The 14,702-nt window shown below is 36.4% G+C and carries 16 protein-coding genes and 2 pseudogenes; 4 read left to right on the top strand and 14 right to left on the bottom strand.

Going from position 1 to position 14,702, the window contains the following annotated elements:
- Window positions 1–5: 5 nt before the first annotated feature.
- From ftsA to tatA, 10 genes are read right to left on the bottom strand one after another with little or no spacing between them, the layout of a single operon-like run.
- On the bottom strand, window positions 6–1,262 hold the full coding sequence (gene ftsA, locus HIPMA_RS05040) for a cell division protein FtsA (protein WP_013681982.1): 1,257 nt from the start codon (window positions 1,260–1,262) through the stop codon (window positions 6–8).
- Window positions 1,259–2,044: a cell division protein FtsQ/DivIB gene (locus tag HIPMA_RS05035; protein ID WP_013681981.1), complete on the bottom strand. Its 786-nt coding sequence runs from the start codon at window positions 2,042–2,044 to the stop codon at window positions 1,259–1,261. Before HIPMA_RS05035 ends, ftsA begins: the two co-directional genes overlap by 4 nt.
- Window positions 2,038–2,922, bottom strand: coding sequence for a D-alanine--D-alanine ligase (locus tag HIPMA_RS05030; protein WP_013681980.1), 885 nt, complete (start codon window positions 2,920–2,922; stop codon window positions 2,038–2,040). Before HIPMA_RS05030 ends, HIPMA_RS05035 begins: the two co-directional genes overlap by 7 nt.
- Window positions 2,919–3,719: a UDP-N-acetylmuramate dehydrogenase gene (murB, locus tag HIPMA_RS05025; protein WP_013681979.1), complete on the bottom strand. Its 801-nt coding sequence runs from the start codon at window positions 3,717–3,719 to the stop codon at window positions 2,919–2,921. The genes HIPMA_RS05030 and murB overlap by 4 nt, the downstream gene beginning before the upstream one ends.
- Entirely contained in the window at window positions 3,694–5,076 is a 1,383-nt protein-coding gene (gene murC / locus HIPMA_RS05020) for a UDP-N-acetylmuramate--L-alanine ligase (RefSeq protein WP_013681978.1), read from the bottom strand. The genes murB and murC overlap by 26 nt, the downstream gene beginning before the upstream one ends.
- Complete coding sequence (locus tag HIPMA_RS05015) at window positions 5,061–5,633, bottom strand: hypothetical protein (protein WP_013681977.1); 573 nt, start codon at window positions 5,631–5,633, stop codon at window positions 5,061–5,063. The genes murC and HIPMA_RS05015 overlap by 16 nt, the downstream gene beginning before the upstream one ends.
- Window positions 5,620–6,393: a prolipoprotein diacylglyceryl transferase gene (lgt, locus tag HIPMA_RS05010; RefSeq protein WP_013681976.1), complete on the bottom strand. Its 774-nt coding sequence runs from the start codon at window positions 6,391–6,393 to the stop codon at window positions 5,620–5,622. Before lgt ends, HIPMA_RS05015 begins: the two co-directional genes overlap by 14 nt.
- Window positions 6,377–7,177: an SPOR domain-containing protein gene (locus tag HIPMA_RS05005; protein WP_013681975.1), complete on the bottom strand. Its 801-nt coding sequence runs from the start codon at window positions 7,175–7,177 to the stop codon at window positions 6,377–6,379. Before HIPMA_RS05005 ends, lgt begins: the two co-directional genes overlap by 17 nt.
- Before the next feature lie 12 nt (window positions 7,178–7,189).
- Window positions 7,190–8,821: an arginine--tRNA ligase gene (gene argS, locus HIPMA_RS05000; protein WP_013681974.1), complete on the bottom strand. Its 1,632-nt coding sequence runs from the start codon at window positions 8,819–8,821 to the stop codon at window positions 7,190–7,192.
- A gap of 8 nt (window positions 8,822–8,829) precedes the next feature.
- The gene (gene tatA / locus HIPMA_RS04995; protein ID WP_013681973.1) at window positions 8,830–9,114 is read right to left on the bottom strand and encodes a twin-arginine translocase TatA/TatE family subunit; all 285 of its coding nucleotides are present in this window, start codon (window positions 9,112–9,114) and stop codon (window positions 8,830–8,832) included.
- A 37-nt stretch (window positions 9,115–9,151) separates the two neighbouring features.
- Between tatA and HIPMA_RS04990 the strand changes: the two genes are divergently transcribed.
- Both HIPMA_RS04990 and HIPMA_RS04985 read left to right on the top strand, forming a co-directional pair.
- The gene (locus HIPMA_RS04990) at window positions 9,152–9,388 is read left to right on the top strand and encodes a hypothetical protein (RefSeq protein ID WP_013681972.1); all 237 of its coding nucleotides are present in this window, start codon (window positions 9,152–9,154) and stop codon (window positions 9,386–9,388) included.
- Window positions 9,381–9,632, top strand: a pseudogene (locus HIPMA_RS04985) (helix-turn-helix domain-containing protein); the annotation flags it as partial. The gene HIPMA_RS04990 and the pseudogene HIPMA_RS04985, both read left to right, overlap by 8 nt.
- A 41-nt stretch (window positions 9,633–9,673) precedes the next feature.
- On the opposite strand, the gene istB reads toward HIPMA_RS04985, so the two are convergent.
- Both istB and HIPMA_RS04975 read right to left on the bottom strand, forming a co-directional pair.
- Window positions 9,674–10,456 (bottom strand): IS21-like element helper ATPase IstB, encoded by a 783-nt coding sequence (gene istB / locus HIPMA_RS04980; protein WP_013681411.1) that lies wholly within the window; start codon window positions 10,454–10,456, stop codon window positions 9,674–9,676.
- Between the two features lies 1 nt (window position 10,457).
- The gene (locus tag HIPMA_RS04975; protein WP_041323984.1) at window positions 10,458–11,078 is read right to left on the bottom strand and encodes a Mu transposase domain-containing protein; all 621 of its coding nucleotides are present in this window, start codon (window positions 11,076–11,078) and stop codon (window positions 10,458–10,460) included.
- A gap of 82 nt (window positions 11,079–11,160) precedes the next feature.
- Here HIPMA_RS04975 and HIPMA_RS04970 point away from each other — a divergent pair, with 82 nt between their 5' ends.
- On the top strand, window positions 11,161–12,378 hold the full coding sequence (locus HIPMA_RS04970) for an IS256 family transposase (protein ID WP_013681092.1): 1,218 nt from the start codon (window positions 11,161–11,163) through the stop codon (window positions 12,376–12,378).
- Between the two features lie 34 nt (window positions 12,379–12,412).
- Here HIPMA_RS04970 and istA read toward each other — a convergent pair whose 3' ends face one another.
- Window positions 12,413–13,315 carry an IS21 family transposase gene (gene istA, locus HIPMA_RS04965; RefSeq protein WP_013681410.1) on the bottom strand — a complete coding sequence of 301 codons (903 nt, stop codon included), beginning with the start codon at window positions 13,313–13,315 and terminating at the stop codon, window positions 12,413–12,415.
- 114 nt (window positions 13,316–13,429) lie between these two features.
- Here istA and HIPMA_RS04960 point away from each other — a divergent pair.
- A pseudogene (locus HIPMA_RS04960) lies at window positions 13,430–13,732 on the top strand (IS481 family transposase); the annotation flags it as partial.
- Window positions 13,733–13,812: 80 nt separating this feature from the next.
- Here HIPMA_RS04960 and HIPMA_RS04955 read toward each other — a convergent pair.
- Window positions 13,813–14,622, bottom strand: coding sequence for a hypothetical protein (locus HIPMA_RS04955; RefSeq protein ID WP_013681971.1), 810 nt, complete (start codon window positions 14,620–14,622; stop codon window positions 13,813–13,815).
- Window positions 14,623–14,702: the final 80 nt, after the last annotated feature.

The following is a 14,702-nucleotide window of genomic DNA, read 5'->3' as shown; positions in this document are numbered from 1 at the left end:
CTCCATTAAAACATTTCTTTAACCCAACTTTTCATTTTCTTCAGGATGACGGAAAATAGGCTATCATCATCCCTGCCCTTGCCTACTTCAAGGTTTAAATCTTCTTCCTCTTCTTCCTTTGTAAACCCATAGATTACAAGTCCAACGCCCGTCGCATACATAGGATTGTCGACAGCATCTTTGAGTCCTATTATGCCCTGCGGTTTTCCTAATCTTACTGGAAGTTCAAAATGTCTTTCTGCAAGCTCTAATGCTCCGCTCATCAAAGCAGAGCCTCCAGTTATCACTATACCTCCTGCAAGAAGTGGCGTTAGATTTCTCTTCTCTAGGTCTTCTCTAACGAGCGAATATATCTCCTCCATGCGTGGCTCTATTATCTCACTGAGGAGTTTTTTGGGGATTTGTCTTGATTTTCTATCGCCAATACCAGGAATGTCTATAATTTCATCTTCTGGTACAAGCTCAGACAGAGCGCATCCGTGTTTTTTCTTTATTTCTTCTGCTTCTTTAAATGGTGTTCTTAGACCTATAGCTATGTCGTTTGTTACATGATCTCCTCCAATTGCCAAAACAGATGTATGTTTTATTGCATTTGATGCAAAAACGGCCACATCCGTTGTGCCACCACCAATATCTATTAAACCAACACCTAAATCTTTTTCTTCTGGTAGGAGTATAGAATGGCTTGAGGCAATTGGCTGGAGTACTATGTTTTTAACCTTCAAGCCGCTTCTATTGCAGCATTTTATTATGTTTTGCACATTGGTTACTGAGCCTGTTACTATGTGGACTTTTACCTCGAGTCTTGTTCCGTTCATTCCACGGGGGTCTTTTATACCGCTTTGGTCGTCCACTATGAATTCTTGAGGTATTATGTGGATTATTTCTTTATCTGGAGGTATTGCTACGGCTTTTGCAGCATCTATAACCCTTCTTATGTCTGATTCTGAAACTTCCATATTTTTTATAGCCACAACGCCGCTTGAATTGTATGAGCGGATGTGCCCTCCAGCTATACCTGTCCATACACTGTCTATTTTTACGCCACTCATCCTTTCGGCATAAGCTACAGCCCTTTTTATGGATAGTACAGCCTCATCGATGTTTATTACCACACCTTTTCTTAAACCCTTCGATGGTGTTTGGCCTATGCCGATAATCTTTATCTGCCCCTCGGGGGTTTTTTTGCCCACTATAGCGCAAACCTTGGTGGTACCTATGTCTAATCCTACTACAATATCCCTTTGGTTTACCTCATTCACCTTTTGACTCCTTTTTTCCACCTTAAAACAAATTTATTATCAAAACAAATACTTACGCTATCCAGCTTGTTCTTTAAAGAATACAGATAATTCCATTTTTCCTTTAATCTTGTTATAGCTTTTTCAGGGCAATCAAAACTGTTAACGGCAACATTAAGACCACCTTTAAAGTGTGCTAACTGATAGCTATTAGACACTATTTCAATATAATTTATTTTTTCCACTTTGTCTAATTTTTCATACATAACCATAACAGCCTTAAGAAGTGTTTTATTGTTTAAAAAGGCTTTATTTGGTGTAGATATTTTTATTAATTTCGGAAGCCTTAAATACTGTTTATATGTGTCTATTATACTGCCATTTTTATCAATTATATATGCTGTTTTTTTTAAGATAACTGCTGCAGAAGGCGACTTCTCTTTTACCTTTATGTATAGTGTGTCTGGATAAATTTTTGATATTCTGGCATTTTCTATCCAAGGATTTGATATTAGGTTGTAGTAAATTATATTCTCTTTGTAAGATGATAATTTTAGTGAGCTTCCCTTGGTTGCTATGTGACTTATTAGTGTTTTTGGGAGTGCCCTGTTTCCGTCAATTACCACGTATCTTAGTTTTGCATATTTTGATGAGTATTGATTGTAAGCATAAGCCGCTAATATAAAGAATCCTGCAATAATACTTAAGCTAACCACAAGCTTTGCTATGTTTACTATATATTTGAAACTTACGTTTTTTTGTTTCGGTTTTTCGTCTTTTTTTAAATCTTTATAATCTAACATGCCCCCTCAACAATCATCTTTGTTAATTCCTCAAAGGATATACCAGCTGCTTTAGCCGCTTTGGGTAGGAGACTTGTAGGTGTCATTCCAGGTATAGTGTTTATTTCAAGTAGATATGGGACGTTTCCATCCAGTATAAAGTCTATCCTTGCATAACTTTTGCACCCTATAGCTTCAAAGGCTTTTACTGCTATATCTTTTATGAGTTTTTCTATATTGTTTTCCAGAGGTGCTGGCACTATGTAGTCTGTGGCTCCTTTTGTGTATTTGTTTTTATAGTCGTAAAATCCACTTTTTGGTCTTATTTCTATTATGGGTAGAGCCTTTCCAAATAGTACCCCTACAGTTAATTCTTTGCCGCTTAGTCTTTTTTCTATTATTAGTTCATTGTGTTTTTTTAGCAGATTTTGGCTAATATACTTAGCCTGATTTTCATTGTTTGCAAAATTTACATCTACTGATGAGCCTTCATTGTTTGGTTTTATACAAATCGGATAAAAATCTATATTTTCAATCTCTTCAACCTTTTTTATGAGTTTAAACTCTGCTGTAGGTATGCTTAGTTTTTTTAAAATGGCTTTGGTAGCAAATTTATTCATTGCTATATTACTCTCTGCAAAAGAACAACCTGTGTGTTTTATGCCTAAAGATTCTAAAGCTGCTTGAAGCTGGCCATTTTCCCCGAATCCTCCATGCAATGCTATAAAAACTACAGATGGTGATGATTTTATTATTTTATCTAAGCAATCTCTTGCATTATCACATACTATACATTCTGCTTCGAAATTCTTTAATAGCCCGTTATATACGGCATTACCTGTGATTATGGATATCTCTCTTTCAGAGGAGTTGCCCCCACAAACTACGGCAACCTTCATAGAATTACCACCTCTTCTTCTAATTCTATATTAAATGTTTTAAAAACATCGTTTTTTGCCTTATCAATAAGGTAGAGCACATCGTCAACATTTGTGTTTCTACTTCCCAATATGTAATTTGCATGTTTAGATGAAATCATAGCGGTATCTTTTTTAAAACCCTTAAGTCCAACATTTTCTATGAGCCACCCAGCCGGTTTCTCTTTCGGATTTTTAAAAACGCTTCCAAAAGTATTTTTTATGTGTGCATTTTTAAGCCTTTTTCTAATAAAATCCCGCATTCGCTTTGTTATGCTTTCTACGGTATCTTTTGTTAATTTAAAAGCCACTTCAAGCACAATACCGTATATTTGTGTGCACCTATAATGGAAACCTACATCTTCTATAACTTTAACAGTTTTTTCTCTAAAATCAAACACTTTCAAATAAGTGATTAATGGTCCAATTTCTTGATTAAATGCTCCAGCATTCATAAAAGCTGCACCACCTATAGTTGCAGGTACTCCGGTTAAGAATTCTAAACCAGAAAGCCCATTTTTTCTACAGTAATTCAATATTTTGGCTACAGGTGTTGCAGCACCTGTAATCAGTATTTCTTTGTCTTTATGAATATATGAAAAACGGCTTGATAATTTGTACACCTCTCTGGCTTGCTTTATGAGTAAGTTGCTGCCATTACCTATGATGTTCTTTCCTACATTAATGCATTCTACCTCATTTTCTATGTAATTCAGCTTTATTTCCCCTTTTAATCGTATTGATGTCAGCAGGCTAAGTGGTAATATTTTTGTAATCATTGGTTATTTTTCTTATGATTCTACTTACACTTCCAGCTCCCAGTGCAACAACTACGCCATCTTCCTCTATCTGGTCTAAGTGTTTTTTTAACATATCCTCGTTGTTGATATATACGGCGTTGGCTGATATCTCATTTACCTTTTGTGCGAGAATTTGAGAATCTATTCCATCTATAGGAGATTCGCTCGCCGGGAATATGTCAAGTACAAACACCCGCTTTGCATCCTTAAAACTTCCTGCAAACTCATCCATTAGGTATGCCGTTCTTGAAAATCTATGTGGTTGAAAAACAGCATAGATGTTTTTACTTATTAATTTTGCTGCCTTTAAGGTTTCTCTTATTTCGGTTGGGTGGTGAGCATAATCATCGTATACCTTTAGGTTTCTGTAGTTGCCTACATATGTAAACCTTCTATCCACACCTTCAAATTCCGAAAGGGTTTTTCTTATTATATCCTCACCTATCTCTAATATTTCTGCCAGACATACAACAGCTAGGGCATTTGATATGTTATGCGTACCTATTATCTTTAACTTTATCTGCTCTATCTTTTTTGTAGGTGTTTTTATGCTAAATATACTGTATGCAGCATTTGTTTGGATATCGTAGGCGTAAACATCTGCTTTTTTTGACTTAATGCTATAGGTTAGCAGGTTTTGTCTTTTTGATAAGTTTTTCCACTGTTTTATTATTGGGTCATCTATATTTATTATGAGTTTCTCTGAGTTGTCCATAAAATCGTAGAAAGCCACCTTCTCATTCTCGAAATTTCCGTAGAATCCCAAATGATCGTTGTCTATGTTTGTAAGTAGGCCTATTTTGGGGTTTAAAAGAAGGAAGCCCCCATCGCTTTCATCGGCTTCTACTATTAGATAATTACATTTACCTATTATTACATTGTTGTTTATATTTCTTAGCTTGCCACCAATTATTGCCGTTGGATCTAAATTGGCATTTTTAAGAAGAGATGCCGATAATGAGGTTGTGGTGGTTTTTCCATGAGACCCAGCTACGGCTATTGAGTTTGAGTTATTCACTAAATGTGCTAAAAGCTGATAGCGTTTTATTGTAGGTATATTAAGTTTATCTGCCTGAATTAGCTCTATGTTGTCGTTTTTTACAGCCGATGATACTACCACCAAATCCACATCCTCTTCTATGTTGCTCAATGAATGCCCCAGATATACCTTAACACCCTGTTTTTTTAGTTTTTCTACATAAGAATTTTCCTCTACGTCTGAACCTGTAATTGTGTATCCCTTTGAGAGGAGATATTGGGCCAGTGAGCTCATACCTACCCCACCAATTCCCACAAAATGTACTTTCTTTGCGTTGTTTATTATTTCGTTAAACACCTTATTATCTCCTTTTCTGAATCATACAGAAGTGCAGTTTTGTCCTGTTTTATTTTTTCATCTTTTAGAGCGACAACATCAATAATTGACCAATCTTCAATCTTTTTTAGTTCTTCTTTGTCTTTTATAAAAGGTATGGGTAATATACCCATGGAATTTGCTATGAATACGATTTTTTGAAAAGATTTCGGTGTTAATGGCTCTACAGGAAACATTATTGCGTCTATCTGGTATATACGATGGAGGTAAACCTGATACTCTTCAAGCATTATATCGTACACAATAACAGCGAGTTTGGGTTTTAAGGATTTGTTGAATGCTATATTGTCTATTTCAGATGAATATGGCATTGAACTTATGTCGATAAAAATAGTATCAGTAGTTGAGCTGTCAATATTCTCTATTTTGATTGGCTCTATCTGCTTACACTCTTTTAATCTTTGGAGCACGTCAATCGGCTCTGTGAATAACATGTTCAGCCCCATCTCTATGACATGCGGCGGGACTTCTTCCCTTTTCTGCTTAATCAGTTTTTTCTTTTCATCAAGACTTATCATAATTCCACCTTTTAAGAAGTTCTATTATTGATATAGCGATCATAATTAGGCATAACCATTGACCCATTGTAAGGCCAAAGATGAACCCTAATTGTGGGTCTGGTTCTCGTGTGAACTCTATGAAGAATCTAAAGAAACCATAGAGAAGGACAAAAAGCCAAAATAATACACCCCTTTTGTTTATTAACTTGTCTCTTGCAAAGAAAAGTATGAGGAATAAAACAAGACCCTCAAAAAATGCCTCGTAAAGTTGGGAAGGATGACGAGGTATAAAGCCACCTGTAGGGAATGCAACAGCCCATGGTAAATCGCTTGGCCTACCCCAGAGTTCGTCGTTTATAAAATTTGCTATTCTACCCAAAAATAATCCTATTGGAGCGATGACAACGGCTTCATCTGCTATATCATAGAAACTTATATTGTACTTTTTTGCAAGTAGTATTCCGGCTACTGCTGTGCCAACCAACCCGCCATGAAAACTCATGCCTCCTCTCCAGATGAATAAAACCTCAATCGGGTGTTTTAAGTAGTAAGGAAGATTATATATCAATACATACCCTACCCTTCCACCTATTATTACACCTAACACAGCATATAGTAAAACATCATCCATTAACCCGTCTATTCTTAGCTTTTTAAGTTTTTTGTTTAGATAAAGATATCCTGCGATAAACCCTAAAGCATAGGCCAACCCGTACCATCTTAGATGTATCCCATTAAAACTGATTATATTGGGATTTATGTTAGGATACTTTATCATATCTCTTTATGATCGGCGTGTATTTCAAATGCAATTGTTTCTTTATGTTTTTAGCTTCTTCTTTAGCTGCCTGGTATCCCTCTATAGGTCCAACCATAACACGGGTATATGTCTTGCCTTTGATTGTGACCTCTTTTGTAAAGGCATTGTGACCACACTTTCTAAGCTTTATAGTTGTTAGAAGCGCAAGTTTCCTGTTGCTATTTGACGAAACCTGCAAAATGTATTTCTTCAGTATTGTTTTATGCTTTTTTCTTGCTGTTATGGTTTTATGAGTTATGTGTTTTTTAGCTTTTTTCACAGATGTGTTTGCGGTAATTGATTGAGCTTCCTTGTGGCGAGTTATTTCCGTTTTTGCTTGTTTTTGTTCTGAATTTGAAGTTTGTTGTTCTTTATATGGATTTACTATTTGAGGTCCCTGCTGGGTTTGGGCTTTTTCTGTCTGTTGAATTGCTGGAGTTTGAATTTCCTCTTGTTGGCTGTATTTTTGGGTTTGTTGCGGCGTTTGCTGAGGTAGGTTTTGTTTTTCAGTTTCAGCTTGGGTTTCTTTGTATGGTTGTTCCTCTATTGTGTTGTTATTTTGAACTTCATTTTGTAGATTTTCCTCTATATGGGTATATTCATTTGGTTGTGTTGGAGGAGAGAATATTTTAAATAAAGCATAACCTACACCTGTACCTATTAGCAGTATTACTATAATTCCAACAATCAATTCTGTTGCCGTAAATCTTTTGTTGTGTCCTTCAAGTATTTCCTTTATTTTATCCTTATCGGGCTCGCCCATTTTTCTACCTCCTCACATTTTATTTTTTGCCTCAACGCCTATGAGGCTTAAGCCGATTTTCAATATCTCCTTAACTACCCAAACAAGGAGGACCCTTGCCTTTTTAAGTTCCTCGTTGTCTATTATTACCCTGTGTTTGTTGTAGAATCTATGAAGCTTTTCTGCTACTTCCAATAAACCTTTAACTATAAAATACGGCTCTGTCTCTAAAAATGCCTTTTCTAAGAGTTCTTTGAACTTTATAACGGATTTTATTAGTTCTATTTCTTCTTTTTCCTTTAGGCATGATGGGTCTGCATTTAGGTCTATTTCACTGTTTAGCTGTTCTAAAATTGAGTTTATTCTGGCATGAGCGTATTGTACATAATAAACAGGATTCTCACTACTTTGCTTTTTTGCAAGCTCTAAATCAAAATCAAGATGTGAATCTACGCTTCTTGATACAAACATGAAACGTGCAGCATCCACACCAACCTCTTTTACTACATCTTTAAGCTCTACAAACTCAGCCCTTCTTGTTGACATGGATACTTTTTGTCCATTTCTTAATAGATTGACTATTTGTACCAAAACTACCTTTAGTCTATTTGGATCTATCCCCATTGCTTGAATAGCAGCTTTTACCCTTTTGACGTATCCATGATGGTCTGAACCCCAGACATCTATAACCTCTGAGAAACCTCTTTTTAGAAATTTATTACGGTGATAGGCAACATCGCTTGCAAAATATGTAAATACACCATTACTTCTTTTTAAAACCCTATCTTTATCATCGCCAAAACCTGTACTTTTGAACCATAAGGCACCATCTTTTTCGTATATGGCGTTTTTTTCCTTAAGTAAAGATAAGCTTTGTTCAACCTCGTTGCTATCGTAAAGTTTTTTTTCATTGAAAACCTTATCAAACTCAACTCTGAAATCTTTAAGTGTTTCCATTATATCTTTAAGTATGTCCTTGGCTGCCTTTTGCATGCATATTTCTACAGCCTCACTCTCCTTCTTGTTTAGTAGTGTTTCTCCATATTCAACGATGAGTTTTTTTGCTACCTCAATAAGATATTCACCTTTGTAACCATCCTCAGGTAGTGTTTCTTCTATCCCTAATAGTTGCTTGTAGCGAATGAAGGTAGATAAACCTAATAGATGCATCTGTAGGCCTGCATCGTTTATGTAGTATTCTTTTTCCACCTCATATCCGCAGAAAGAGAGTATTCTTGCTATAGAATCTCCTATAGCTGCTCCTCTTCCATGACCAACATGCAAAGGACCGGTTGGATTTGCACTAACGAATTCTACCTGAACCTTTTTTGTTGAGTCTATTTTGGGCTTTAAGTATAGATTGACGTTTTCTGATATGCGTTTTATTTCTTCTGCGAAAGCATTTTTGTTTATGTAAAAGTTTACAAAGCCTGGTCCTGCTATCTCTATCTTTTCAAATAAATCGGGTTTTTGCTGTTTTGCAAACTCAACAAACTCCTCTGCTATTGCCTTTGGATTTTTCTTTAACTTTGAAGCCATAATCATGGCCATATTTGTGGAATAATCTCCGAATTTTTCCTCTTTTGGGTACTCTACGGTAAAATTAATATTTTCTTTGTATTTTTTTACAAAATCATTAATAATTTGTGCTATTTTTTCCTTCATTGTTGTCTTTATTCCTTATCTTCTTCTTTTTTTTCCTCTTCTATCTCTTTTTTTGTTGCCTCACTTTCATCTATATCTTTCATTGATTTTTTAAATTCCTTTATTCCCTTACCCAAACCAGACCCTATTTCAGGTAGCTTTCTCGCGCCGAAAATGATGAGTAACAATATCAGAATGGGCGCCAGCTCTTGTATACTTGGCAACACCTTAACCACCTCCAACTCTTTTGCCACAGTGTATTTATATAGGCTTAAAAAGTCAACAGATAAACCAAACAGACCAGATAGGTCCAAACATACTTACCACCTAAAGCAAATAGAGGTAATATCTATGTCTGAGAATGAGAATGATAGAAAAGAGAGTGGAGGCACCAACATGGAAGTGAAGAGAATAAGAAAGATAGTAGGGGCAGAAAACCTGAAAGTAGGTTTTCTGCCCGTTAAATCTTTCTCTCTCTCAAGGGCTGATGCAGCCCACATCCTCTTTTGCATATTCAAATCACTGGATTTGAATATAATAGGAAGACCCATAAAACTCCTAAAGGGATGGAGGCTGCATCATGGATAGTATATACCACACTTTGAGAAAATCAAACCCTGCAAGTGCAAGAATTTTGGTCAGAAAGGTTTTAGAGAAAAACAACGGCAATGTCTCAAAAACAGCAAGAATACTTGGCATATCAAGGGCTACAGTGAGAAGGGCAAGGGATGGAGAACTAAATGACTTATCAAGAAGACCAAAGAACATAAGAAAAAAGATAGACTGTTCTCTTGAAAAACTCATTGTTGAAGTGTTAAAGTCAACCAAATTTCCCCACCTTTGGGTCATTTAAATTCCCCACCCCTTGGATTGTTAATTTAAACTGTTTTGATTATCTTTTGCCTCCTTTAGGTGTTTAATTCTATAGCTCTCACCTGTTATCTTGAATATATGGCAGTGATGGACAAGTCTATCAACTATGGCAGAGGCCAAAACGGCATCTGAAAATATATTAGCCCACTCCTCAAATGGTCTATTAGTGGTGATTATAATTGAACCCTTTTCATATCTTCTCCTTATCACTTCAAAGAACTCATCCACATAGTTGGATGGGATCTTTTTAAAGCCTACTTCATCTATTATCAGAAGGTCAGATGATAGAATCTGGTTCAGTATTGAGGTGTAGGTTCCATCTCCCCTTGCAGATATGAGCTTTAGGATTAAATCGTTGGTATGGATGAACAAGACCTTATATCCCTGTTTTAGGGCCTCTAATCCTATCGCATTTGCAAGGTGGGTTTTACCAACTCCAGGATTGCCCATGAATATGATGTTTTTCTTCTCCTCTATGAACCTGCAGGATGCAATGTCTAAGAGTTCTTTCTTGTTTAGCTTTGGTTGGTATGTGAAATCATAGCTATCTAAAGTCTTTGTTGTGTCAAGCTTTGATTTTGTAAGTCTTTTTCTAAATGAGTTGCTCTGCCTGTTTATGTATTCATCCTCTAATAGGAGTTTTAAGAAGTCTATGTATGTCAGATTATTATCAATGGCATACCTGTTCCTTGCCTCAAGTGTCTTTGCAATGCCAGAGAGTTTAAACTCCTTTAGTCTTCTTTCTATGTTTTTCATATCTTTTACATTTTCCACCCCTTTCATTTCACTCACCACTCATAATGTCTGTTTTCATATCTGCTTTTATATCTGTCATTTCATCGTAAGCTCTTAGTGGGTTATAAAAACCTAAGGCTATGGGTGAGTCTGGTTTGTCGTAGGGAATGTTGTAGAGCTCATTCTTCAGTATGCTTTTTAAAGAGGAATAGCTTATGCAGTTGAAATCAATTGCCCTTTTGAATGCAAGCTCCATTGTCTCTTTGGGGTATCCCTTTGAAAGAGACATTACACCTCTCATTACCCTGTGATATGAGGCAGGTTTCTCTTTTCTTAGCCTTTTATAGAACAGGTAGGCGCTTTCACCTATATCAAGCGTCATGGTGGTGTATTCTGAATCTGTGGGATTTTTCTTCATCTTGGGTTTATGGCTTTCCTTTGTTATGAACTCACCCTTTAATTGAGAAAGCTCATGTGTGGCTATTAAGTTGAACGATGAATCATAGATCTCCATTATATTTCCATTTGACCTAATATTGAGCTTTTCTGATATGTATTTTTCAGGCACAGAGTAGTAGTTGTACCTGTAATAGATGTGGGAGTAGGTGTTTACAGTTCTTTTTGCAATATCGTAGGTCTGGGACTTAAAATATTTTTGTGTCTCCCCCACAAACCTACTAAAATGGAGTGGGGTTTAATGAACTGTTCTAATGAACTCTGAAATTAGGCTAAGTATGGAGGAGCTTTAAGATATGAACAGAAAGATGCTTAAGGAGATAATCTCAAACATGGATATGGATGTAGTAAAGGAGTTGGATGAATACGGAAAGAATAAACTGGCCACCCTAATGGAAGGACTACTTATTGAGATAATGGGTAAGGAAAGATACGAGTACTTACTTGAGAACCCAGAAGACAAAGGCAATGGAACCTACAAAAGGAGCCTAAACACAGGCCTTGGTAAACTGAATTTGGATGTCCCAAGAACAAGGAGCGGAAACTTCCGCTCTCATCTTCTCCCTCCCAAATATCAAAGGTATGATGAAAGCTTTGAGGATTTAATCTTCTCCTTCCTAATCAATGGAGACTCAAAACAGGAAATCGTGCACAAGATGAAATTGAGAGGACTGGATTTTAGTGAAAAAGCATACGATGAGATATTTGAATACATAAAGACACAGATGCTTGAATTTAAATCCAAAGAACTTCAGGAAAACTACTATTTTCTATACATAGACGCCTATCACTGTATGGTAAAGGATGAAAAGGATAAAAGGGTAAAGAGAGCTGTCGTTTACACTGTTGTAGGGATAGACACAAATGCTCAAAAAACACTCCTTGGATATTACTCATTCTTTGGTAGTGAGAACAGATCCACCTGGATGGAAGTATTCCAGGATTTAATCAACAGGGGAATGAAAAGGGTCTTAATGTTCATCTGTGATGATTTCAACGGAATCTCAGAGGCAATAAGAGCCTTCTTTCCTTACTCGGATATTCAGAAATGCACAGTTCATGCATCAAGAAACGTATACAAGCATATGAAAAAGGAGGATGCCTCATATGTGAACAAAAAGCTCAAGGAGATTAAATACTCCTGTGATACCTTTGAAAAAGGGATAGAGATTTTCAAAACAGAGATAATTGACAGATTCAAAGACCAATACAAGACCTACACCAAATATTTAGACTCAAGAAAAGAAGAACTCCTTGCCTTCTTAAAGTACCCTGAGGTAATAAGAAAGTACATCAATTCAACAAACACTGTTGAATCTGTACATTCATCCTTTGAAAAACAAAGGCTAAAGAAAGGAGGGTTCTTCCAGTCCATGGATATCCTAAATGTTGCCCTTTTCATTGCAACAGATAAATTACACAAAACCTGGAATGTTAATCCTCTGATTAAGGCTAAAAGATATGAACTGAATCAGATGTTTGTTGCTAAGTTTGGGAAGGGAGTTGAAGAGTGAGGAGGGATTTGGTATGATGAGAGAGACACAAAAATTAGGGGATGTCTCCATATCTTCTATCTGGCAATCTGTTGAGTTTTTCCTTTTCTACATTGAGAAACTCATCCTTCGGTATTTTTCTTGTTGTGCCGTGTAGCTTTGCATTACAGATGTTGTCCTGCCAGAATAAAAGCTTCTCTTTGACTGTGTCTATGTCTTCTATTCCTTCCGCTCTTATGCTTTTTAGAAAGTTGTTCTTTATGTATTTTATGCTGGATTCTACCTTGCCCTTCTCATTTGGTTTTCTCACCCTACAGGCAACAGCAGAGGAGTTGTAATACTCAAGCATCCTTGCATATTCATGCTGAATTTCAGGCTCATAGAAGTTAACATGCAATACACCGCTTTTTAGGTTGTCTATCTTTATAGCCTTTGGTGCACCAGAGAAATATTCAAATGCATTGATATGGCAGTTTATGAATGTCGGTATACTTTGGTTATCCACAAGCTCATAGTATCTGTACCTCGAATAGGACAAAACCATTGAGAATATCCAGTACTTTACTTTCTTTTTTCTTCTGCTATTATAGAAATAACCGGCATAGCCGAAATCTACTTGGGCTTCTTGGCCAGGTGGGCTTATTAAGGGGATGAAGGGCTCACCTGGCTTTAGCTTCCTGATGTAGCGTTTCACAGAGCTATAGCTTACATTTAGACTATGCTTTTCTTTTAACTTCTGGTGGATTAAAACAGCGGAGAGACCACTTTTTAAATACTCAATGATTTCATCCTTGTATGGATCAAGGATACTTTTCCTTTTGATGGTGGGTGTTTCAATCTCCCCACTTTCTACCTTTTTCTTAATCTTTCTGACTGTTTTCCTGTCAATCTTTAGCTCTCTTGCAATCTGTGAGACATTTTTCCCAATACTCAGTAGTGCTTTTACCGAGTAATACATACAAACCCCCAACAATTTTATTTACCCTCCATCTTTTAAAAAGATTAGGGCATGCTACCAAAAGGGTGGGGAATTTATAAGCCCTTTTGGTGGGGAGTTTATTGTAGCTTTAACAGGAATGACGCTGAGTTCTTGCTCAAAGCTCAACAATGGCAGGATACATGGAATACAGTAAGGCCTCACTATGGCATAGACATGAACGGCCTAACGCCTTTTGAGAAACTGAAATCAACAAAAGCTATGATATCTGAAAACATAGTAAGGTTTCCAACCTTACTACTGGAAGATATCATAAGGGTAGCAGGCTACCCTTATGAATGGTTGAGTAAGTTTGTGAACCTGTATATATTTAGTAGAGGTGGTAAGTATGTGTGGACCACTTACCTAAACCAAACAAGGACTAACAAGCTTATATAATACAATCTGTTATTTTTTGGTTGAATGTAAGAAATAAAAAAGGAGGGGAAATCATCCCCCTCTGTGTAGCTTAATTTAAATTAAAAATTTTTACTATTTGGCACCTGAATTATGTATTTTTTTTCAAAACCACATTTTCTTACATCGCTGTCCTGACTGCATTTTGAATGGTACCATTCATGAACCTCTAAGTAGGCGCCATTTTGTGTGCTTTGGGGTGCATGTACCCAGTTTGTTGTAGCTGTATAGTGTGGATGAAGCATGATGCTTGTTCCACCTGCAGGTGTTTTTTGAGTGCCTGAGGTTGAATATACATAACCTTGAACAAACATGTATAGTGTGTAATCTGTTGGATTTTTTAAAGTAACCCTCCAGGTTTTGTTTGTGTTATTCCATTCTATTCTTGTTATTTTTACATTGAACGGTGTGTTCATGTAGGATAAAGACAGGCGAGGTATTATTTTATAAGCTATAACTCTGTTGTTTTTGCCAAAGAGAACAACCTTTAACTTATTTGTATGACAGCACCTCACCCATTCATTTGTGACTGTTACCGTTTGATGTGGTTGAATATATCCTGTCTTAAGTATAGAACCAGATGCTGGTTTCCATGCATTAGAGCCGATTTCTTGAGAATAGCCCTGGAGGGTGAAACTTCTCCCATCAATAGGTGCAGTGCCTACATTTGTGATAGTAGCTTGCCATCTCCAAACACCTGAAGGAGATGTAGCTATCTTGAGCTTATCAAATCTTAAGATTCCAAATTTTGGAATGTTCGTTGATTTCTTTAACCCTTCCGGTAATGTTTTAGGTACGTGGTAGTTTTGATAGGCAAAGGAGTTTAGTCCAAAAAATATAAAAATCAGTAAAACTAAAGAAACCTTTCTCATCTCAACGCCTCCTACAAATATTTTGTAAAAAATAGTTCAACATCATGATATACACCAGAGCCCTTAATTTTTATATCCCT

Source organism: Hippea maritima DSM 10411 (assembly GCF_000194135.1).
GTDB lineage: Bacteria > Campylobacterota_A > Desulfurellia > Desulfurellales > Hippeaceae > Hippea > Hippea maritima.
The sequence above is the reverse complement of the archived record's forward strand: the minus strand, read 5'-3'. Positions and strand labels throughout refer to the sequence as shown.